Origin of the sequence: Photorhabdus sp. S10-54 (assembly GCF_963878145.1) — a bacterium.
Lineage (GTDB): Bacteria > Pseudomonadota > Gammaproteobacteria > Enterobacterales > Enterobacteriaceae > Photorhabdus > Photorhabdus kayaii.
Genome location: NZ_CAWNXG010000009.1, coordinates 134,958 through 155,877, shown reverse-complemented (window position 1 = coordinate 155,877; position 20,920 = coordinate 134,958). Strand labels below are relative to the sequence as shown.

At 43.2% G+C, this 20,920-nt stretch carries 13 protein-coding genes and 2 pseudogenes; 9 read left to right on the top strand and 6 right to left on the bottom strand.

The features are described from left to right. On the bottom strand, positions 1 to 4,955 hold a 4,955-nt coding region (locus tag AACQ83_RS07450), incomplete at its 3' end, for an inverse autotransporter beta domain-containing protein (protein WP_158539348.1). A gap of 227 nt (positions 4,956 to 5,182) precedes the next feature. Then, complete coding sequence (locus AACQ83_RS07445) at positions 5,183 to 6,865, bottom strand: phage tail protein (RefSeq protein WP_112877003.1); 1,683 nt, start codon at positions 6,863 to 6,865, stop codon at positions 5,183 to 5,185. A gap of 364 nt (positions 6,866 to 7,229) precedes the next feature. Here AACQ83_RS07445 and pth point away from each other — a divergent pair, with 364 nt between their 5' ends. Next, positions 7,230 to 7,820 (top strand): aminoacyl-tRNA hydrolase, encoded by a 591-nt coding sequence (gene pth / locus AACQ83_RS07440; RefSeq protein ID WP_112877002.1) that lies wholly within the window; start codon positions 7,230 to 7,232, stop codon positions 7,818 to 7,820. A 134-nt stretch (positions 7,821 to 7,954) separates the two neighbouring features. After that, entirely contained in the window at positions 7,955 to 9,046 is a 1,092-nt protein-coding gene (gene ychF, locus AACQ83_RS07435; protein WP_112877001.1) for a redox-regulated ATPase YchF, read from the top strand. 183 nt (positions 9,047 to 9,229) lie between these two features. Here the strand turns inward: ychF and AACQ83_RS07430 are convergent. Further along, positions 9,230 to 9,865, bottom strand: a pseudogene (locus AACQ83_RS07430) (ATP-binding cassette domain-containing protein); the annotation flags it as partial. 182 nt (positions 9,866 to 10,047) lie between these two features. On the opposite strand from AACQ83_RS07430, the gene AACQ83_RS07425 reads away from it, so the two are divergent. Both AACQ83_RS07425 and AACQ83_RS07420 read left to right on the top strand, forming a co-directional pair. Next, on the top strand, positions 10,048 to 10,827 hold the full coding sequence (locus AACQ83_RS07425; RefSeq protein ID WP_112877000.1) for an MBL fold metallo-hydrolase: 780 nt from the start codon (positions 10,048 to 10,050) through the stop codon (positions 10,825 to 10,827). Between the two features lie 129 nt (positions 10,828 to 10,956). After that, on the top strand, positions 10,957 to 11,931 hold the full coding sequence (locus tag AACQ83_RS07420; protein WP_112876999.1) for a GlxA family transcriptional regulator: 975 nt from the start codon (positions 10,957 to 10,959) through the stop codon (positions 11,929 to 11,931). 504 nt (positions 11,932 to 12,435) lie between these two features. On the opposite strand, the gene AACQ83_RS07415 is transcribed toward AACQ83_RS07420, so the two are convergent. Next, the gene (locus AACQ83_RS07415; RefSeq protein ID WP_112876997.1) at positions 12,436 to 13,644 is read right to left on the bottom strand and encodes a phage tail protein; all 1,209 of its coding nucleotides are present in this window, start codon (positions 13,642 to 13,644) and stop codon (positions 12,436 to 12,438) included. A 721-nt stretch (positions 13,645 to 14,365) separates the two neighbouring features. On the opposite strand from AACQ83_RS07415, the gene AACQ83_RS07410 reads away from it, so the two are divergent. Beyond that, on the top strand, positions 14,366 to 15,172 hold the full coding sequence (locus AACQ83_RS07410) for a hypothetical protein (protein ID WP_112876996.1): 807 nt from the start codon (positions 14,366 to 14,368) through the stop codon (positions 15,170 to 15,172). 517 nt (positions 15,173 to 15,689) lie between these two features. Continuing rightward, on the top strand, positions 15,690 to 16,532 hold the full coding sequence (locus AACQ83_RS07405; RefSeq protein WP_112876995.1) for a hypothetical protein: 843 nt from the start codon (positions 15,690 to 15,692) through the stop codon (positions 16,530 to 16,532). Positions 16,533 to 16,657: 125 nt separating this feature from the next. Here AACQ83_RS07405 and AACQ83_RS07400 read toward each other — a convergent pair. Further along, positions 16,658 to 16,759 (bottom strand): annotated as a pseudogene (locus AACQ83_RS07400) (AbrB/MazE/SpoVT family DNA-binding domain-containing protein); the annotation flags it as partial. Between the two features lie 15 nt (positions 16,760 to 16,774). Continuing rightward, positions 16,775 to 18,196, bottom strand: a complete 1,422-nt coding sequence (locus AACQ83_RS07395) for an aminotransferase-like domain-containing protein (protein ID WP_112876993.1) — start codon at positions 18,194 to 18,196, stop codon at positions 16,775 to 16,777. Between the two features lie 131 nt (positions 18,197 to 18,327). On the opposite strand from AACQ83_RS07395, the gene AACQ83_RS07390 reads away from it, so the two are divergent. Genes AACQ83_RS07390 through AACQ83_RS07380 form a run of 3 tightly spaced genes read left to right on the top strand, consistent with a single transcriptional unit; the run spans position 18,328 to position 20,816 of the window. Next, the gene (locus AACQ83_RS07390; protein ID WP_112876992.1) at positions 18,328 to 19,665 is read left to right on the top strand and encodes a cytochrome ubiquinol oxidase subunit I; all 1,338 of its coding nucleotides are present in this window, start codon (positions 18,328 to 18,330) and stop codon (positions 19,663 to 19,665) included. Beyond that, the gene (gene cydB, locus AACQ83_RS07385; RefSeq protein WP_112876991.1) at positions 19,655 to 20,662 is read left to right on the top strand and encodes a cytochrome d ubiquinol oxidase subunit II; all 1,008 of its coding nucleotides are present in this window, start codon (positions 19,655 to 19,657) and stop codon (positions 20,660 to 20,662) included. The genes AACQ83_RS07390 and cydB overlap by 11 nt, the downstream gene beginning before the upstream one ends. Beyond that, a complete protein-coding gene (locus AACQ83_RS07380) occupies positions 20,643 to 20,816 on the top strand; it encodes a DUF2474 domain-containing protein (protein ID WP_112876990.1) in 174 nt (57 codons plus the stop codon). Before cydB ends, AACQ83_RS07380 begins: the two co-directional genes overlap by 20 nt. Positions 20,817 to 20,920 lie beyond the last annotated feature (104 nt).

The following is a 20,920-nucleotide window of genomic DNA, read 5'->3' as shown; positions in this document are numbered from 1 at the left end:
CCATCCTTCACCGTCGCCGTGAAGGTATAAGTATCGGTGCCGTTGTTGTAGCGCTTCTCGTCTTTATCTTTATCCACATCCACCGCCACGCTGGCGACATAATAGCTGTCACTCAGCTCCGCAAAGCTGACTTTACTCGCCGCCTTCACTGCCGTTTGCTGACTGGCCGTCTTCGCCGACACCTGCACATCCGTCACCGCCGCCGTGCTGGTTAACGTCGCCGTCACCTGTCCCTGCGCGTTACTCACCGAATTGCTTTGTTTCGTCAGTTTTAGCCCGGCCACCGCGGGGTCTGTCTGCCAGTCAATCTCGATCGGTTTATCCACCACCAGATTGCCATGACCATCCTTCACCGTCGCCGTGAAGGTATAACTGTCAGTGCCGTTGTTGTAGCGCTTCTTGTCTTTATCCACATCCACCGCCACGCTGGCAACATAATAGCTGGTGCTCAGCTCCACAAAGCTGACTTTGCTCGCTGCCTTCACTGCCGTTTGCTGGCTGGCCGTTTTCGCCGACACCTGCACATCCGCCACTGCCGCCGTGCTGGTTAAGGTCGCCGTGACCTGCCCCTGCGCGTTACTCACCGAATTGCTTTGTTTCGTCAGTTTTAGCCCGGCCACCGCGGGGTCTGTCTGCCAGTCAATCTCGACCGGTTGATCCACCACCAGATTGCCATGCCCATCCTTCACCGTCGCCGTGAAGGTATAAGTATCGGTGCCGTTGTTGTAGCGCTTCTCGTCTTTATCCACATCCACCGCCACGCTGGCAACATAATAGCTGGTGCTCAGCTCCACAAAGCTGACTTTGCTCGCTGCCTTCACTGCCGTTTGCTGGCTGGCCGTTTTCGCCGACACCTGCACATCCGTCACCGCCGCCGTGCTGGTTAACGTCGCGGTGACCTGTCCCTGTGCGTTACTCACCGAATTGCTTTGTTTCGTCAGTTTTAGCCCGGCCACCGCGGGGTCTGTCTGCCAGTCAATCTCGACCGGTTGATCCACCACCAGATTGCCATGCCCATCCTTCACCGTCGCCGTGAAGGTATAAGTATCGGTGCCGTTGTTGTAGCGCTTCTCGTCTTTATCCACATCCACCGCCACGCTGGCAACATAATAGCTGGTGCTCAGCTCCACAAAGCTGACTTTGCTCGCTGCCTTCACTGCCGTTTGCTGGCTGGCCGTTTTCGCCGACACCTGCACATCCGTCACCGCCGCCGTGCTGGTTAACGTCGCGGTGACCTGTCCCTGTGCGTTACTCACCGAATTGCTCTGTTTCGTCAGTTTTAACCCGGCCTCCGTTGGCTCTGTCTGCCACTCAATGTCGATCGGTTGACCCACCACCAGATTGCCGTGCCCATCCTTCACCGTCGCCGTGAAGGTATAACTGTCGGCACCGTTGTTGTAGCGCTTCTTGTCTTTATCCACATCCACCGTTACGCGGGTGACTTGATAACTGAGGCTCAGCTCCTCAAAGCTTACCGGGCTATCGGCCTTGACCCATGACGGATTCGCCGCCGCCTTTGCCGATACCTGCACATCCTTCACCGCCGCCGTGCTGGTTAACGTCGCAGTCACCTGTCCCTGCGCGTTACTCACCGGATTGCTCTGTTTCGTCAGGGTTAACCCGTCAGCCTTTGGATCTGTCTGCCAGTCAATGTCGATCGGTTGACCCACCACCAGATTGCCGTGCCCATCCTTCACCGTCGCCGTGAAGGTATAACTGTCAGTGCCGTTGTTGTAGCGCTTCTTGTCTTTATCCACTTCCACCATCACGCCGGTTACTTGATAACTGAGGCTCAGCTCCTCAAAGCTTACCGGGCTATCGGCCTTGACCCATGACGGATTCGCCGCCGCCTTTGCCGATACCTGCACATCCTTCACCGCCGCCGTGCTGGTTAACGTCGCAGTCACCTGTCCCTGCGCGTTACTCACCGGATTGCTCTGTTTCGTCAGGGTTAACCCGTCAGCCTTTGGCTCTGTCTGCCACTCAATGTCGATCGGTTGACCCACCACCAGATTGCCGTGCCCATCCTTCACCGTCGCCGTGAAGGTATAACTGTCGGCGCCGTTGTTGTAGCGCTTTTTGTCTTTATCCACTTCCACCGTCACGCCGGTTACCCGATAACTGTGGCTCAGCTCCTCAAAGCTCACCGGGCTATCGGCCTTGATCCATGACGGATTCGCCGCCGCCTTCGCTGACACCTGCACATTCTTCACCGCCGCCGTGCTGGTTAAGGTCGCCGTGACCTGCCCCTGCGCGTTACTCACCGGATTGCTCTGTTTCGTCAGGGTTAACCCGTCAGCCTTTGGATCTGTCTGCCAGTCAATGTCGATAGGTTGACCCACCACCAGATTGCCGTGCCCATCCTTCACCGTCGCCGTGAAGGTATAACTGTCAGTGCCGTTGTTGTAGCGCTTCTTGTCTTGATCCACTTCCACCGTCACGCCGGTTACCCGATAACTGTGGCTCAGCTCCTCAAAGCTCACCGGGCTATCAGCATCGACCCACGATTGGTTCGCCGCCATCTTCGCCGATACCCTCACACCAGTCACCGCCGCCGTGCTGGTTAAGGTCGCGGTAACCTGCCCCTGCGCGTTACTCACCGGGCTGCTCTGTTTCGTCAGTTTTAACCCGGCCTCCGTTGGCTCTGTCTGCCACTCAATGTCGATCGGTTTATCCGCTACCGGCCTGCCATGCGCATCCACCACTGTCGCCGTGAAGGTATAACTGTCGGCGCCGTTGTTGTAGCGCTTCTTGTCTTTATCCACATCCACCGTTACGCGGGTGACTTGATAACTGAGGCTCAGTTCCTCAAAGCTTACCGGGCTATCGGCCTTGATCCATGACGGATTCGCCGCCGCCTTCGCTGACACCTGCACATTCTTCACCGCCGCCGTGCTGGTTAAGGTCGCCGTGACCTGCCCCTGCGCGTTACTCACCGGGCTGCTCTGTTTCGTCAGTTTTAACCCGGCCTCCGTTGGCTCTGTCTGCCAGTCAATCTCAATCGGTTTATCCGCTACCGGCTTACCATAAGCATCCACCACCGTCGCCGTGAAGGTATAACTGTCACTGCCGTTGTTGTAGAGTCCGCTGTCTTTGTCCACCGTCACACGGGTGACGCGATAGCTGCTACTGGTCTCAGTAAAACTGACTTTTTTATCCGTAGTAACACGTTCACCATTAATACTGACGCTGACTTGTATATCGGATAATGGCGTTGTACTTGTTAATGTTGCAGTCTGTTGTCCATTTTTATCTGTTGCCTCTGAATCAGGCTTTAATTTCAATCCAGGATCTTTTTTATCCGTATCCCAAATCAATTTTGCATTTTCTATCGGCGTTTTTTTGTCAGCGCCAAGCAGAGTAGCTGTATAGACATATTTCGCATTTCCATCAGCAATTAAAGGATCGGTTGTATTAACACTCAAAGAAATATTACGTTGTAATACATGAGCTTGTATTTGCACCCTTAGCTGATCATCTTTACTTGTACCTGTTATAGTATAGTCATTTTTTCCATCAGGCTGATATTCCGGTAACTGAATGGTATAACCATTAGTACTTTCTATATTTAGAATCCCGCCATTCTTCTGGAATAACTCAGGCATATCCCAAATCATATTTTTGAATGGAGTATCAGATTGAATTTGTATTGGTTTAGCTTCACCACCATAACCACTAATTTCTAATACAGGAACCAGTAACCTAAAATGTTGCTGTTTTTTCAAATAATTCAAAATAATATTATTATTTCTTTCAACTAAGTCGTAACGACTCCCTGCCAAGCTTCGTAGTGAAGAAACATTCTCTGGTGACAGTTGTTCTGATAACGGAACACCAAATCGGTAATTCACATTGAATGAAAATATACCATCACTTTTACCCTCTTTCCCTAATTTATAGTCAACTCCTGCTGTTATCAGTGGAATTGGCGTATAATTTACGCCAATAGTTGCCGCATAGGGATCTTTTTGTCTATTGTTAGTTCCAAATAATGCAACATTATCACCAAAATATTGTTCATATTTTATTTTAGCGCCGAGTGAGGGCATCGAAGGTAAATACATGTCGGCAATAAGGTCATAACCATTGGCAGGGCGCTCATAATAATTGGTTAAATCACGGGAATTATGCCAATTACTCAAGCGAAAATATGCGTTAGCAGACATTTTTAGGTAGTTAGTCCATAGTTCACCACCCAGGCTGAATCGGCTATTATTGCCGGTTAAATCATTATCGTAAAAAGTATTCGCCCCATACATCCAGTCATTTATGAATAAACGGGTTCCAACACCTAAATTCACAGTGTCACGGCTATCTTTATGACGATATCCATATTGACTATAAACAAGCCAGTGATCTTTATCATCATAGAAAGGCACGAGTAAGTCTACGGAACTTTCATCCAGGTGCCCATGATGATCAACATTTAAATTAATTTTAGCTGTACCAAACTGTGATAACCACTTTTGAGTATTATTTGTTATCTGACTATTTAACTTGTTGACAATATAATCCTGAGCTAATTTTTTCGGATCTTTATTTAATAACCCAAGGAATTCAGGGCCACGAGAGAGGATTAAAGGAGGAGTATTTTGATTATCATCTTTAGGATCATTTTCATATAACTGAGGTATTTTTGGTTTTTCACCGCTATCGTTTTTTCCTACTATGCTTCTCTTTGATAAAAAATTACCACATCTCCTCGACTCTGATCGCTTTTTCTCTTTATAAGTAACGTTTTCGTGTAATTTATTGCCAGCCTGCTCGGTTATCTGTTTTTTGCTATCAATATTATGCTCTATAACTGCTTTTGGGTATTCCTGGCAATTTTCAATACCAATCAAAGACTTTACTGGTTCAGATAAAGCAGGATAACTTTTTAGTAGCATAATCGCTGAAAATAAAAAAAAGACGATTAGCACACTTTTATTACGAAAAGTACGATTAATGTTCATCAGAAATACCATAAAGTCATTGCCGTTATATTCAGTTGTCACTACTAAGCACAATAAATTACTTTCTATGACTTTGTATAATGAAAATAAATTATCAGTCGATAACCATAAGTAATCACTTAGCAAAATAAAAGTCGTCGTAAACGCTTTCCTAATCCAGTATTAAGTATTTATACAATTTTCTGCTTATTTGTAATCACTGAGTTCGCACTCAGTGATTATGGTTATTATGATTTTTCCGGCAGTTGAACTCGAACATTAATCACTCGTCCATCGGGGATATCGCATAGTTCACCATCATTATAATAAATGACTTCTCCATCACCATTAACGCTCTTGACGCGCCTATTTTGAGCAAATATCGGCGCATCTTTATTTTGACGATGATAACATTCGATGGTTATATTGCCATTAGATGGATCTACTGATTCACAAACCCAAATCAGATTTAACCCGTTGCTATCTGCTGGGACGATAGTACCACCGTGAATTCCCCATGCCCCATCTTTAGCGAAACCGTTGCAACCGCTAATGCGATATTTCCCTGTCTCTATCCGCTCAACAATCATACCTTCCGCTTCACGAGTTAGATCATAAGTTCCGTCTGGATGAATATTCACTACGGGGCTGGATACTTTGAGATTGCCGTTAGTATCGGCGATACAGTTATCATTAAAAACTGCAATAGGATTACCGTTATATTTCAACTTATCGCCAACTGTCAGCCTGCCATATTTTTTTTCATTGCAAATATCAAAATCCGATGACCCATCACCTGGAAATCCAACGTAGGCGGTTCTTGTTACCCCTTCATAAAACTGCAAATATGCATGTCCACCTGCATCGTATGTTACGTTAAAAACACCCCCAGCCCCCTTTAAATTTGCCGACCCGGCATCAATCCGACCCGCCGGAGAAACAGAGAAAACCAGATTGTTATTAATATACGCCGCCAACTCTCCACCAATTGTTAATTTGCTAGATTTTTTTTCGTTGCAAATATCAAAATTCGGTGACCCGTCACTTGGAAATCCAACGTAAGCCGTTCTTTTTGCCCCTTCAATAAACTGACAATATGCATGTTTACCCGTGTCATGAGTTATATTAAAAACTCCGGCATTCCCCCTTATATTCGCCGACGCAGCTTCAATCTGACCCACAGGAGAAACAGAGAAAACTCGTCTGCCATTAATATCTATCGTATATCCGTAGGTATCGACGCTACCTCCACGCACAATACCGGTTTTAATATAATTGTCATACCAATTGTAAAGCGTAAACCCAACTATCTCACTTGTCGGTTTAGCTCCCTGCAAAGAAACTAACATAGTCGCATTACGTTCAGTAGGCAGTGTTTCAACCTGTTTAAACCTAAAATACTGTGGATAATTTCCACCACTGGCCGATACCGCATTTTTCGCCAATTCCAATGTTTCCGATAAGCCGAGGTTTTTTACAAACGCGTTTTTATCAGGAATATCTGCGCCATTTTGATTTTTTGCCAATCGGTTATTAGCATTATCATTTACATCAGAAACAAGCTTCTGCGTTACCGCGAGGGTATTGCTATTACCTATTTTATCTGTGAGCTGAGTAACACCTTTTTGTGTTAATGAAGCATTTGGTACTTCTATTGCGATTTTTTGTTCTAACGCTCTATTTAATTGAACAATAAGTTTAGCTATATCCCCATCATCCAGAATATCATTGCCGGAATATGTTGCGATAAAATCAGCCACGACAGATGTTATTGTCGACGACTGACGTAATACCTTGTTGAGTAAATGAGTAGTAATATTTTCTGGTGGAAACCCCGTCTTTAAACTCCGGCTTTCTTCATATCCTTCTTGACTCACCACATTAGCATTATTACTAATAGAAAAAGCTTTAAAATCATTTTTTTGACTCATATATCCTCCTAAAATAAAAAAACATCATTTCATAATCAACATGTTGGATTATCGTAAAAATCGTTCTACATAATTTATTTAAATTATAGTCTATCTAGAAAAAACAATAATAAAACTTTCTTATGACTTAGGTAGTTAACTATTTTTGTACCACTGGCAATAATAAAAAATTTAATATTTTCAAACCAGACAGATATCAAAACTATTTGTGCTTAATATCTGTAAATGACTTTTCTCCTTCCAATTTCCTCTCGAAAATTTTCGTAACAATATTTCCAGGCTTTCAAACTGAACTTTGTACTTGTCGCCGCCGACAGGTAAACTATCCTCCTTTTTGTTTTACTGTCAAAAGTGAAGAAAAATAGTGAGTAACATAAAACTAATCGTCGGTCTGGCTAATCCCGGTGCTGAATATGCCCAAACCAGACACAATGCCGGAGCCTGGTATGTTGATCTACTCGCTCGGAGCCATAATCAATCACTAAAAGAAGAGAGTAAATTTTTTGGTTACACTGCCCGGATTAATATGTGCGGTCATGATATTCGTCTGTTAGTGCCAACGACATTTATGAATCTCAGTGGTAAATCTGTCGCTGCCCTCGCCTCCTTCTACCGTATTCAACCGGATGAAATTCTGGTGGCTCATGATGAACTCGATTTACCGCCAGGGGTGGCAAAAATGAAGCTGGGTGGTAGTCATGGCGGTCATAATGGCTTGAAAGATATTCAGAACAAATTTGGCAATAACCCTAACTTTTATCGCTTACGTATTGGTATCGGCCATCCCGGCGATAAAAATAAAGTTGTTGGTTTTGTGCTAGGCAAACCACCAGCCAGTGAACAAAAGCTGATTGATGATGCAATTGATGAAGCTCAGCGTTGTACTGATATCCTGATGAAACAAGATATGGATAAAGCGATTAACCGCTTACATAGCTTCAAAGCCAGCGTTTGATGACATGGAATCGATAAATCTTGTCTGTAAGATCGTGATAGCCCGTTATTCCGTGTATAATGGCGCCAATTTTTTTGACTCATCGAAAAGGCTGATACAGCCTTTTGATTTATAAGTAAATTAAGGTGAAAATCATGGGATTCAAATGCGGTATCGTTGGCCTGCCTAACGTCGGAAAATCAACCTTATTCAATGCGCTGACTAAAGCAGGTATCGAAGCAGCAAACTTCCCGTTCTGCACCATTGAACCTAATACGGGTGTAGTCCCTATGCCAGATCCACGGCTTGAACAACTGGCTGAAATTGTGAAACCTCAGCGAATCTTACCAACCACAATGGAATTCGTCGATATTGCTGGTCTGGTGAAAGGCGCATCAAAAGGTGAAGGCTTGGGCAACCAGTTTTTGACTAACATTCGTGAAACAGAAGCTATCGGCCATGTTGTGCGCTGCTTTGTCAATGACAATATCATTCACGTTTCCGGTCAAGTTGATCCTGCTGCTGATATTGAGATCATCAATACCGAACTGGCCCTTTCCGATCTGGACACCTGTGAACGAGCCATTCATCGTGTCCAGAAAAGGGCCAAAGGTGGCGATAAAGATGCCAAAGCAGAATTAGCGGCACTGGAAAAATGTCTGCCTCATCTGGAACAAGCGGGTATGTTGCGGGCGTTGGATCTCAGTACCGAAGAGAAAGCGGCTATCCGCTATTTGAGTTTCCTGACGCTAAAACCCACTATGTACATCGCTAATGTCAACGAAGAGGGTTTCGAAAACAACCCTCATCTGGATGCGGTTCGTGCGATCGCAGAAAAAGAGGGGTCAGTGGTCGTACCGGTTTGTGCCGCGGTAGAAGCGGATATCGCCGAGCTGGAAGATGATGAACGCGCAGAGTTTATGGCTGAACTTGGCCTAGAAGAACCCGGTTTAAATCGCGTTATCCGCGCTGGCTATCAGTTACTGAATCTGCAAACTTACTTCACTGCCGGCGTGAAAGAGGTTCGAGCATGGACCATCCCAGTTGGCGCAACCGCACCACAAGCAGCCGGTAAGATCCATACTGATTTTGAAAAAGGTTTTATCCGCGCACAAACCATCTCTTTTGAAGATTTCATCACTTACAAAGGTGAGCAAGGGGCAAAAGAGGCCGGTAAGATGCGTTCAGAAGGTAAAGACTATATCGTTAAAGATGGCGATGTAATGAATTTCTTGTTTAATGTGTAAAACTTTATTCAGAATTCTTAGTTCAAAAAAAGTCTATGTAGGTACATAGACTTTTCAGGCCGCTGAAAATAATGAGGTTGGCTTGAAAGGCATTAAAGTGATGCGAGCCTTACAGAAAGGTCAGGCATCACCGAGATATTATGACCATTCTCAGGGCCAAATGCGCTTAGCACGGGCAATAAATTACAGGTTCAACTGAGCCTGTATTTTTTCTATCTCCTTTATCCACTGCTGCTGAAGGTGCGGTTTCTGGTGAGCGATTTTTCGCTTCCTATCGACCTCCAGTTTTTCTTCAAGATGAAACAGGCACTCCAGTAATTGCTCTTCCGGCAATAAGGATGGTTGTAACCTGTCGTTAACAATGTGGGAGGTATAACAGCCGTGCTCCTTATGGTTACTTTGCTGCTGACCCATCTGTTCAATTTGCTGATAGATAGCCTCAACATCGTAATACTCTTCCAATTGGTTGTTATTGATAAACCAAAAACGCTGACAGCTATTTTCGATCAACCAGCGATCATGGCTAACAACAAGTAATGCACCACTAAATGTCGCAATTTGCTCACACAGTGCTTCTTTACCTTCAATATCCAGGTGGTTAGTCGGTTCATCCAGTATGATCAATTCATACTTCGCCAGACTCAATCCTATAAACAACAATCTTGAACGTTCTCCACCACTGAGGGTAGCCACTTTTTGCTGATGGCGCGAGTAAGTAAAACCAGCGCCAATCAGAGCCATCTTACGCTGTTCATCTATCAGTGGTGCAAATGGCCGTAACTCATCTATCAAGCTGTCGTTATCATGCAATTGATGTAATGCCAGTAAAAACCTAAGCCATTGCCATTGCGATTGACCTGATTTCATCGACTAATGACCTGATAGCATGTCACGGCTTATCCCTTCGTCATCTTATAGTAAGCCCACTCGCAGCCACCCTGTCGGACAACAGCAAACACGGTGGATGAGCCTCAAAATCTGATGAATTACTGGAGCAATCAATGAAATTAACGCAAATCCGCAATGCCACTCTCGTGCTGGAATATGCCGGTAAAAAATTTCTTATCGATCCGATGCTGGCAGAAAAGGAAGCCTGGGATGGCTTTGCCGGAAATGCACGCCCGCATCTGCGTAATCCCATGGTTGCCCTGCCTGTGGCGGTAGAAGATTTACTGGCTGTTGATGCCGTTATTCTGACACACACCCATACCGATCACTGGGATGAAGCGGCTCAGCAGGCTGTTCCCAAAGACATGCTTATCTACACGCAGGATGAGAGCGACGCGGCGCTGATCCGTTCTCAGGGCTTTCTCAACATCCGCGTTCTGAAAGATGAAAATCATTTCGTTGATGGCCTGACTATTTATAAAACTGACGGTCAGCACGGCAGTAACGAATTGTACGCAGATGCCGAATGGGGGGATCTACTGGGGGATGCATGTGGGCTGGTCTTCACACATCATGATGAAAAAACGCTTTATATCGCGGGTGATACCGTCTGGGTTAAGCCTTATGCAAGAAGCCTGCAGCGCTTCAAGCCGGAGATTGTGGTGCTAAACACCGGCTATGCTGTCAACGACCTTTACGGTCCGATTATCATGGGTAAAGAGGACACGCTGCGCACGCTTAAGATGTTGCCGACTGCGACCATCGTGGCTTCTCACATGGAATCGATTAACCATTGCCTTCTTACCCGCGCGGAGTTACGGGAGTTCACCCTTGAACACGGCATTGAAGATAAGGTCCTTATCCCTGCAGACGGTAAGATAATGGCTTTCTGATAAGCCATTCCGCCTGACTGAGGGACAGAATGCCATTCCGGCAGGTCACCTGTTATCCTTTGGTCAATCGAAATCAGCGCATTAGCCGCCGGTGATCCGGTGGTTATCATTTACGGTAAGGTTAACGTTATGTCTGTACTGACGGTCGCCGTGATCGCCACGGCCGGATTCAGCCCGTTTCACTTTTCAGTGCCCTGTATTCTTTTCGGGCAGTCAATGCCGCAGCCGGACTTATTCCGTGTGGAAATCTGTGCGGAAAATCCCGGCGTAGTGCTCTCTGATATTGGGCTGTCCATCAACGTGGAGCACGGACTTGAGCAGCTTGACGTTGCAGACATTGTTATTGTGCCCTACTGGAATAATCCTGATGAAAAACCCTCTCAGGCACTGCTGGATAAGCTGATAAGCGCATGGCAGCGTGGCGCAGAGGTGGTGGGCCTTTGTTTAGGTACTTACGTACTTGCCTACTCAGGCTTGCTTAATCAGCACCGTGCTGCAACACACTGGGAGTATGAAAAGGACTTCACCGAACGATTTCCAGCCGTTCATCTGGACAGCAACTCGCTGTATACCAGCGATGAACGTCTTATTACCTCTGCCGGTACAGCGGCCGGTATTGACTGCTGTCTGAACATCATTCGTGACCATTACGGCTCTGCAATTGCCAACCGGGTTGCAAGAAGAATGGTTGTTCCACCTTACCGGGAAGGTGGACAGGCCCAGTTCATTGAACGCCCGGTTCCGGTATCTACGCGGGACAGCAAAATGAACGAGCTGATTGAATATCTGCGTCGAAACCTAGATAAGCCGCACGATCTCGACTCACTGGCCGGATTCGTCAGTATGAGCAGGCGAACGCTGACGCGTCATTTTTTCAAGGCAACCGGAACGACGCTGGGAGAATGGCTGAATGCGGAGCGCCTTCAAAGAAGCCAGGAACTGCTGGAAACCACGGACAGCAGTATTGAAAGCGTGTCAGACATGGCCGGGTTTCAGTCACCAATTTCTTTCCGCCAGAGTTTTAAGGCGAGATTCAGCGTCAGCCCAAGCGAATGGCGCCGGGCATTCCGTGGTTCTGCGCCTGTAGATCAGGAAAAGATCTGAGCGAAAGTTAAGATATAAGAGAGAGCATTCCCTTCAGCTTCAAACCTATCCAGCAAACGTGACAGGGTCGCCGAGTTGTAATAAATGATGGCGTTGGAAATGGAGAGCAAACAATAATTAAGTAAAAATAACCAGATATCAATAAATTTAATGACTAATAGGTAGTTATGCGTTTTTTTAGATGTTTTAGTAAAAGCTGCTGCGCGATTAAAATCATGGTTCAAATAAGGACACATGAGAGTCACCTGTTATTCTTTAATTTCAGATTCAACATTTTTAATCAAAGTCGGTCATTCTCCTCTTTGTCAAATCGAAATGTCAGATCGGGACTCAATTAATACCTCGTAATATCAAATGACATCTCAGAGACTGATTAAAACTCTTAAAATCCGCGTAGTTACGCGGATTTTTTTGTCGTCTAAATCACCAATAAGTCTGATTATAAATTGCAATTTGCACATGATTCAGCAACGAATCACAAAAATCCGTTTATTCCCGATTGTATTATTCTTGTGATTTCTCCGGCAGTTGTACTCGAACATTAATTACTCGTCCATCGGGGATGTCGCATAGCTCACCATCATTGTAATAAACGACTTCTCCGTCACTATTAATACTCTTAACACGCCTATTTTGCGCAAATATCGGCGCATCTCTATTTTGACGATGATAACATTCGATGGTTATATCGCCATTGGACGAATCTACCGATTCACAAACCCAAATCAGATTTAATCCATTACTGTCTGCCGGGACAATAGTACCACCGTGAATTCCCCACGCCCCATCTTTAGCAAAACCATTGCAGCCGCTGATACGATATTTCCCGGTCTCTATTCGCTCGACCGTCACCCCTTTAACTTCGCAAGTTAACTGGTAAGTTCCGTCTGGGTGAATATCTACCACTGGACTGGAGACTTTAAGGTTGCCATTCGTATCCGGCTTGGCGTTGCTTGTTGACCAGACTTTATACCACGGATTCCATTTATTGATGTTACCGTCACCATTATGCGTTCTATAGTATAATTCGCTCTTCTTCACATATGAGGAGTGAATCATCAGCTCATAACCCTTAAAGGTCCCATACCCTCCTGAAAATCTAATTCCGGGACCATGTACACCTGGACCATTTAACCCTACTGGATATCCAAAATATGTCGAATTCTGAGGAATATTATCAAAATTATCGATTGTAGAAGCGGTATTATTCCCAACAACAACCGGCTTTGTACTAATCACTTCTAAACCGAGATTTTCCACAAATGCTTTTTTATCAGGAATGTCTGCACCATTTTGATCTTTTGCCAATCGGTTATTAGCATTATCATTTACATCAGAAACTAGCTTCTGTGTTACCGCAAGGGTATTGCTGTTGCCGGTTTTATCTGTGAGCTGAGTAACACCTTTTTGTGTTAATGAGGCATTTGGTACTTCGATGGCAATTTTTTGTTCTAACGCTTCATTTAATTGGGCGGTGAGTTTAACTATATCCCCATCGTCCAAAACATCATTGCCGGAATATGTTGCGATAAAATTAGCCACAACAGATGCTATTGTTGACGACTGACGTAATACCTTATTGAGCAAATGAACCGTAATATTATCTGGTGGAAACCCAGTCTTTAAATCTGGGATTTGTTCATATTCTTCTTGACTCACTATATTAGCATCATTACCAATAGAAAAAGCTTTAAAATCATTTTTAGAACTCATACACCCTCCAAAATAAAATAATATTAATTTAATTTAATTTAACCACCGTAAAAATCATTCCCCACAATTCACTTCAATCATAGTCTAGCTTAGATAAACAATAATGGAACATTCTTACAACTTAAATTACCAATTATTTTTATAATTTATAGCAATAAAAATCAAACTCCCTAAAACCAGACATATATTAAAATCATTTCTGTCCAACATATGAAAATGACTCTTTTCCATCCATTTCATCTCGAAAATATTTATAACAACATTTACTTTCCAAGAATAAATAAAATTAACCATGCAAAAAAATGTTTTAACCAAGAAGTTAATATAATTGATCGTAATTTTCACTTGTAATTATTAATTTACAATAAATATGAAACAAAATAAATCGACAAATAATTAATAATAAAACTCATTATTAGAAAATAAAAAATAAATAGCCAGATAATATAATGTAAGATTATTCAATAAAAACAACCTAAAGCACAAATTTTATTGTAATGGACTTTACATACTACATTTTTACACTATTATTAAAAGATTAGATATATATTTTTACCTATTGATTAAGATATTCTCGTTTTTCAGGAACATATGCTTATCACCTAAATAAAGACCTATGTTATTGATATGAAATAAATTATAGTTTCTGAATCTGGAGCTCATTTTGAGTAAAGAATGAAAATCAATTACTTATCTAATAAATCCATAAAGGAAAACAACCATGAAAGATATATTAACAAATTCTGATCATAAAATTAAAGATGTTCAAGAGTGGATAGAATACGTTAAACACAGAGGAGAAAAATATTCTAAAACGCAGCCACATTCAGATAATATTTTTACTCATTTCTTAGAAATTGAGAATCCTTCTGATATACAAAGTCCAGCCAGTGTAGCAGCGACAAATAAATACACACTATTCGCCAAGAAATCGGCCACATCAAATAAATACCCAGTCAGTGTCACTGAGGGGCTGCAAACTATCATTAACTTATGTCGAGGGGCCTCAGGTTATGACCCGCAGGAACCAGAAGGTAATGGCAATGCGCAGAAATTCATAGCATTCACAGAAGAAATAGAAAAGGTTCCCTTTCTCTCTTTACTATGGGCAGATACAAATACGATTACTCAACAAAGTCATGACACAGATGTCTTAATCGATTCTTTTGTTGAAGCCTTTCAAGGGTTATCTCCTCAGGATAAAATTACCATTAAGATTTATTTGAAAAAGTTGATTCATACCGCTTTATCATATGCCGATCAAAAGGAAAAAAAATCCAACCTGGTACAATATGCTCTGACTAAAACCCCAAATGGGGTGTCACTCTTACTCTATTCTTCTATATTGATAATACAGAAAGTAGATAACAAGGGTACTATTAAATTCACCTCTCATTATAATCTTTGCCAGGCAGAATATAATCTCAGCCAGAAAACGTGGGAAATAGTAAAATCTGTATTCGAGAAAGAGGATAAGATAACCACAGAATATTTAATTGATTGTATGACAACCAAAATGAAAGCATAAACTGAAAACTCTCTGTAAGTAGATTAATTGATTTATATCAACAATATTATTACCAATATGTGCTAAGATTATTCTAATCATAGTTATTTAATAAAATTATTAAATTCAATAAAAATATAATACAAAAGAATATAACATACGATCAGAATATATAAAAATGAATTATCTTAAAATGTGAATTTTACATCGATAAATTTTAAAAACCGTATTGTAATGCTAATATGGAAATATCACATAAACAACCATTTATCTGTGAGGAATAAGTTAAATTACATACCATTAATATTTGATAGTGAAAAATATTCACTTATGGATATACTTAGTTCGCACAAAAATACATTTAACATTTATTAAAAAAATTTAAAATAAAAATTACCAAGCTAAAAAAACAGTAATATTAAGTACACGATTATCGATTTATCTCACTGTTAAAAATAGGGTTCAACATTGTTCCTTACTTTCAACAGTACCCTAACATTCAATACCTAACTTAATAAATCTATTAAGGATAAAAATCATGGAAAATATCTTAAATAATCCTGATTATGCAGTCAAAAAAGCCCAAGAATGGATAGAACATATTGAAAAAGGAGGAACAAGATTCCTTAAAGATTGGGAGCGTTCAGGCAATATTACTATGGATTATCCTGATGCCGGAGATTATTCCGATGTACAAAGCCCGGCTAATGGCGCAGCTACAGGGGATTATACACAGCTTGAAAAAGATTCTTCCACATCATCTAGAAATCCACTAAGCATTACCGAAGGCTTGCAAACTGTTATTAATATGTGCCGTGCGGTCTCAGGCTATAATCCTTTAGATCCTCAAGGCCAAGGTAATAAAAAGAATTTCTTCTCATTTACCTCAGAATTATCTGGCGTTCCATTCCTTTCTTTACTGTCAACCAGCGTACAAAATGTTATTCAAAAAAGCCATAATGCAGATGTTTTAATCAATTCTTTCCTGGAAAACTTCTTAGGATTATCTAGTCAGGAAAGAGAACAGATGAAAACCCCACTGAGACAACTGGCTATCGCTGCATTATCCTATGCAGGCAGGAGACAAACTCAATCCAATTTCGTTCAAAGTGTTCTTGCTACATCACCAAGAGGTGGCGTGTCATTCTTCTTATATTGGTCTGAGTTTTCAATCGTCGCTTACGAAGATGATAAAGGTCTTATCGAATTCAAATCTCATTACTTCCTGCCACAAGCAGAATATAACCTAAGGTACGAATCATGGGTAAATGTAAAGCCAGCATTCGAGAAAGCACAGAAGGTATCATTAGAAGATTGGATTGATAGTATGACCACTCGGAGAAAGCAAGGAAGTAATGTAAGAGCGCTTTGTATAGAATAATGTGGTGAAATAACCCCAAAATGGTGTCTGCAAAAACGTCGTGGACACCATAAGTTTCATTGAACAGGCAATAAGCTACTGTCATTACTTTTCGTTGGCCTAGTATCAAGCATGGTATTTCAGCATCAGAATTCCCCACGCTCTTGTACTGACGGCTGTTCGCGTTCTGTCATAAAATCGGCTGTAACGCCAAGACCATTAAACCAACTATCCCAAGACTCACCAGCCATATCAACCTGATATCAGCCTATTTCAGCCAATAATGTATGGCAAATATTGCCTAAAGTTTGCATAGCACGTTCCATTTCCTGATTCCAATCAAAAGAGGCATTCAGACGAAAGGCATGGTTAAACTGTTCACTGGTACAAAACATACTGCCCGGTGCAATACTGATCCCTTCGGCCAATGCCAGTTGATAAAGCCGCTGTGCATTGAACAATGGCTCAAATTCCAGCCAGAGGAAATAACCACCTTTAGGGCAATTCACTTTGACTGAAGCAGGCATATAGTCACCAATTGCTCGTAACATCAGTTGCTGACGTTGCTCCAATATGCGACGAAGGCGACGTAAGTGGTTGTCATATCCCCCCTCAGCAAGATAATCCGCAATTGCCAATTGCGTCGGCATGCTGGCAGAAACGGTACTCATCATTTGTAGCTGTTGGATTCTCTTGGCATGTTTTCCTGCTGCAACCCAACCCACACGGAATCCCGGTGCCAGACATTTAGAAAACGAGGAGCAATGCATAAAGTTGTTTTCACTGTCTAACCCTTTCGCCGGTACAGGCCGTTGCTGATCGAAATAGAGTTCACCATAAACATCATCTTCAATCAGTACCACCTGATTACTGTTCAGGATATTCACCAGCCGTAATTTACTTTCAGCAGACATCGTTCCCCCAAGCGGGTTCTGAAAGTGAGTCATTAACCAACAGGCTTTTATTGGGTATTTCTGAATTACCTCCTCCAGCGCATCCAAATCAATACCGTTTTGTGGATCAGTTTTGATTGCTACCGCTTTCAGACGTAAACGTTCAATGGCCTGTAAAGCACCGTAAAAAGCCGGTGATTCAATCACCACCCAATCCCCCGGCTCAGTCACCGACTGTAAACTGAAACTCAGTGATTCCATCGCACCAGCGGTAATGACAATTTCATCAGGAGAGACATGAATACCATGCATTGCATAACGGCGCGATATGTTACGGCGTAACTTATCATTACCCGGCGGTAAATTGGCTAAAGCGCTATGCGGCGCTATTCGTCTGGCAGCGGCCGCTAACGCTTTGGAAAGTTTAGGTTGAATCAATAAGGATGGGTCTGGAAATGCTGAACCAAACGGAATAATCGCAGGATCTTTGCACGCCTGTAATACATCAAAAATAGAAGCGCTTATTTCTACGCTTTCACTTAAATGTAATCGCTTTCCTCCTTTTGCTGCGGCAAAGGGCTGCAAACGTTTGGCGACGTAATAACCCGATTGAGGGCGGGAAATGATCCATCCCTGACTCTCTAATAATTGATACGATTGAACAACGGTCATCAAACTCAAACCCGATAACTTCACTGATTCCCTCAGTGAAGGTAATCTATCTCCCACCAGCCAGGTACCGTCTTCAATATGTTGGAGAATTTGCCTGGCAAATTGTTCATAACGTTTCATCAATTCAGATCTCCCCGCAAACTGTTATAGTCAATATACAGAAAACTGTCACTATTATAGTCGTTTTTTTCATGCTTTACTTGTCCGCATACATTTCCTGCCTTTATTCAAACTAAAAATAAGAGGTCACTATGTTTGGTTTAAGTGCCCTGGAACTGGCCAGAATTCAGTTCGCGTTTACCGTCTCCTTTCACATTATCTTTCCGGCGATTACCATCGGGCTGGCAAGTTTTTTAGCCGTACTGGAAGGGTTATGGCTGAAAACGCGTAATACTGATTACAAAGTGCTATATCATTTCTGGTCGAAAATTTTTGCTGTTAACTTCGGTATGGGCGTGGTTTCCGGTCTGGTTATGGCTTACCAGTTCGGCACTAACTGGAGTTTTTTCTCTGATTTTGCCGGTTCGATCACGGGTCCATTACTGACTTACGAAGTACTGACCGCGTTCTTTCTTGAAGCGGGCTTTCTCGGCGTTATGTTATTTGGCTGGAATCGTGTAGGTGAAAAATTACATTTCTTCGCCACCTTTATGGTTGCGCTAGGTACTCTGATATCCACTTTTTGGATACTGGCTTCCAATAGCTGGATGCAAACCCCGCAAGGTCACGAAATTGTCAATAATCAGGTCGTCCCCGTCGACTGGCTGGCAGTGATATTTAATCCCTCCTTTCCCTATCGCCTGGCTCATATGTCTACTGCGGCCTTCCTCGCCTCAGCATTCTTTGTTGCAGCTTCAGCGGCATGGCATTTATTAAAAGGCAATGACTCGGCAGCAATGAAAAAAATGCTATCCATGTCGATGTGGATAATCTTGATTATTGCGCCTTTGCAGGCATTGATTGGTGATGCTCACGGTCTCAACACCCTCAAACATCAACCCGCTAAAGTCGCGGCAATGGAAGGCCACTGGGAAAATCTTCCCGGTGAAGCAACGCCGCTGATCCTGTTTGGTATCCCGGATATGGAGCGGGAAGAGACGCGTTATGCCGTCGAAATTCCTTATCTCGCCAGTCTAATCTTAACTCACAGTATAGATAAGCAGGTTCCAGCGCTTAAGGAATTTCCACCGGAAGACAGACCCAATGCGCTTATGGTTTTCTGGTCATTTAGAGTGATGGTCGGCCTCGGTGTATTGATGATAGTTGCCGGCTTTTGGGGGCTTTGGCTGCGCTATAAGAGACGACTTTATCAGTCAAAAAGCTTCCTGCGCTTTATATTCTTGATGGCGCCTTCCGGCCTGATCGCCATTCTTGCCGGTTGGTTTACCACCGAAATAGGCCGTCAACCGTGGGTAGTTTATGGCCTGTTACGCACCAAAGATGCAGTATCTGCACATGGTGAAATACATATGAGCATCAGTTTGTTGCTTTTTATCGCGGTTTACAGCTCGGTATTTGGTGTGGGTTACGCCTATATGATGAAACTTATCCGCAAAGGTCCCAAAAAGGAGCTAAAAAATGGGTATTGATCTGCCGTTAATCTGGTTCATTATCATTGTATTCAGCATCATGATGTACATTGTCATGGATGGTTTTGATCTTGGGATTGGGCTGCTCTATCCCACGGTTAAAAGCGATGAGGAGCGTGATTTAATGATGAACAGTGTTGCGCCGGTATGGGATGGTAACGAAACCTGGTTAGTGCTTGGCGGCGCAGGTTTGTTCGGTGCTTTTCCTTTGGCTTATGCCGTTATCCTTGATGCATTAACGATCCCCCTGACATTAATGTTATTTGGTCTGATCTTCCGCGGTGTCGCCTTTGAATTTCGTTTCAAATGCGCACCTGAGCATCGTCATATCTGGGACAAAGCTTTTATCGGCGGCTCTGTGATGGCGACGTTTGCTCAGGGCGTGGTGGTGGGTGCCTTTATTCAAGGGTTCCCAGTGGAAAACCGAACTTACACCGGCGGCTATTTTGATTGGTTCTCACCCTTCCCCCTATTTTGTGGTTTTGGCCTGATAATTGCTTACGCATTATTAGGCTGTAGCTGGCTAATTATGAAAACCGAAGGTCACCTACAACAAGAGATGTACCGAGTCGCCCGTCCGCTCACTTTTCTGATGCTGACAGTTATCGCCATTATCAGTTTATGGACACCATTCATTCATCCGGCAATAACTGAACGTTGGTTCAGCTTACCTAACCTGTTGTTCTTCCTTCCCGTGCCACTGTTGGTGGTCTGGTCTGGCTGGAAACTACTGCATTCCATCAAACGTAAAGCTCATTACACACCGTTTCTGGTAGCACTATTGTTAGTTTTCCTTGGCTACAGTGGGTTAGGTATCAGTATCTGGCCTAACTTGATCCCACCGACCATCAGCTACGAAGCTGCGGCAGCACCGCAGCAAAGTTTAGGTTTTATGCTGGTCGGCGCCCTACTTATCATCCCAGTGATCCTGGTTTACACCTATTGGAGCTACTACGTTTTTCGGGGGAAAGTTAACCATGAACAAGGCTACCACTAATCAAGCTATCACTAATCAAAACATCCCACGCCCTTCTGTATGGAAACGGATAGGCTGGATGGCAACGATCTGGTTATGCAGTGTGATGGCTCTTTTTGCTGTTTCCACGCTATTTCGCCTTCTAATGACAGCAGCAGGTATGAAATTGAAGTAATTGTTAACACTATTTAATAAATTGAGCTAAAGTTTTCATCAGTATTGCAGAACGGAATCTTAACCTGATGAAAACAAGTTCAAATAACACCATCTTCAAAAATC

Bases quoted from the DNA above. Each gene is read 5' to 3' on its own strand.
- AACQ83_RS07410 (WP_112876996.1), top strand. From the start codon at position 14,366: ATGAAAGATATATTAACAAATTCTGATCATAAAATTAAAGATGTTCAA.
- AACQ83_RS07425 (WP_112877000.1), top strand. From the start codon at position 10,048: ATGAAATTAACGCAAATCCGCAATGCCACTCTCGTGCTGGAATATGCC.
- AACQ83_RS07380 (WP_112876990.1), top strand. From the start codon at position 20,643: ATGAACAAGGCTACCACTAATCAAGCTATCACTAATCAAAACATCCCA.
- AACQ83_RS07390 (WP_112876992.1), top strand. From the start codon at position 18,328: ATGTTTGGTTTAAGTGCCCTGGAACTGGCCAGAATTCAGTTCGCGTTT.
- ychF (WP_112877001.1), top strand. From the start codon at position 7,955: ATGGGATTCAAATGCGGTATCGTTGGCCTGCCTAACGTCGGAAAATCA.
- cydB (WP_112876991.1), top strand. From the start codon at position 19,655: ATGGGTATTGATCTGCCGTTAATCTGGTTCATTATCATTGTATTCAGC.
- AACQ83_RS07415 (WP_112876997.1), bottom strand. From the start codon at position 13,644: ATGAGTTCTAAAAATGATTTTAAAGCTTTTTCTATTGGTAATGATGCT.
- AACQ83_RS07445 (WP_112877003.1), bottom strand. From the start codon at position 6,865: ATGAGTCAAAAAAATGATTTTAAAGCTTTTTCTATTAGTAATAATGCT.
- AACQ83_RS07395 (WP_112876993.1), bottom strand. From the start codon at position 18,196: ATGAAACGTTATGAACAATTTGCCAGGCAAATTCTCCAACATATTGAA.
- AACQ83_RS07405 (WP_112876995.1), top strand. From the start codon at position 15,690: ATGGAAAATATCTTAAATAATCCTGATTATGCAGTCAAAAAAGCCCAA.
- AACQ83_RS07420 (WP_112876999.1), top strand. From the start codon at position 10,957: ATGTCTGTACTGACGGTCGCCGTGATCGCCACGGCCGGATTCAGCCCG.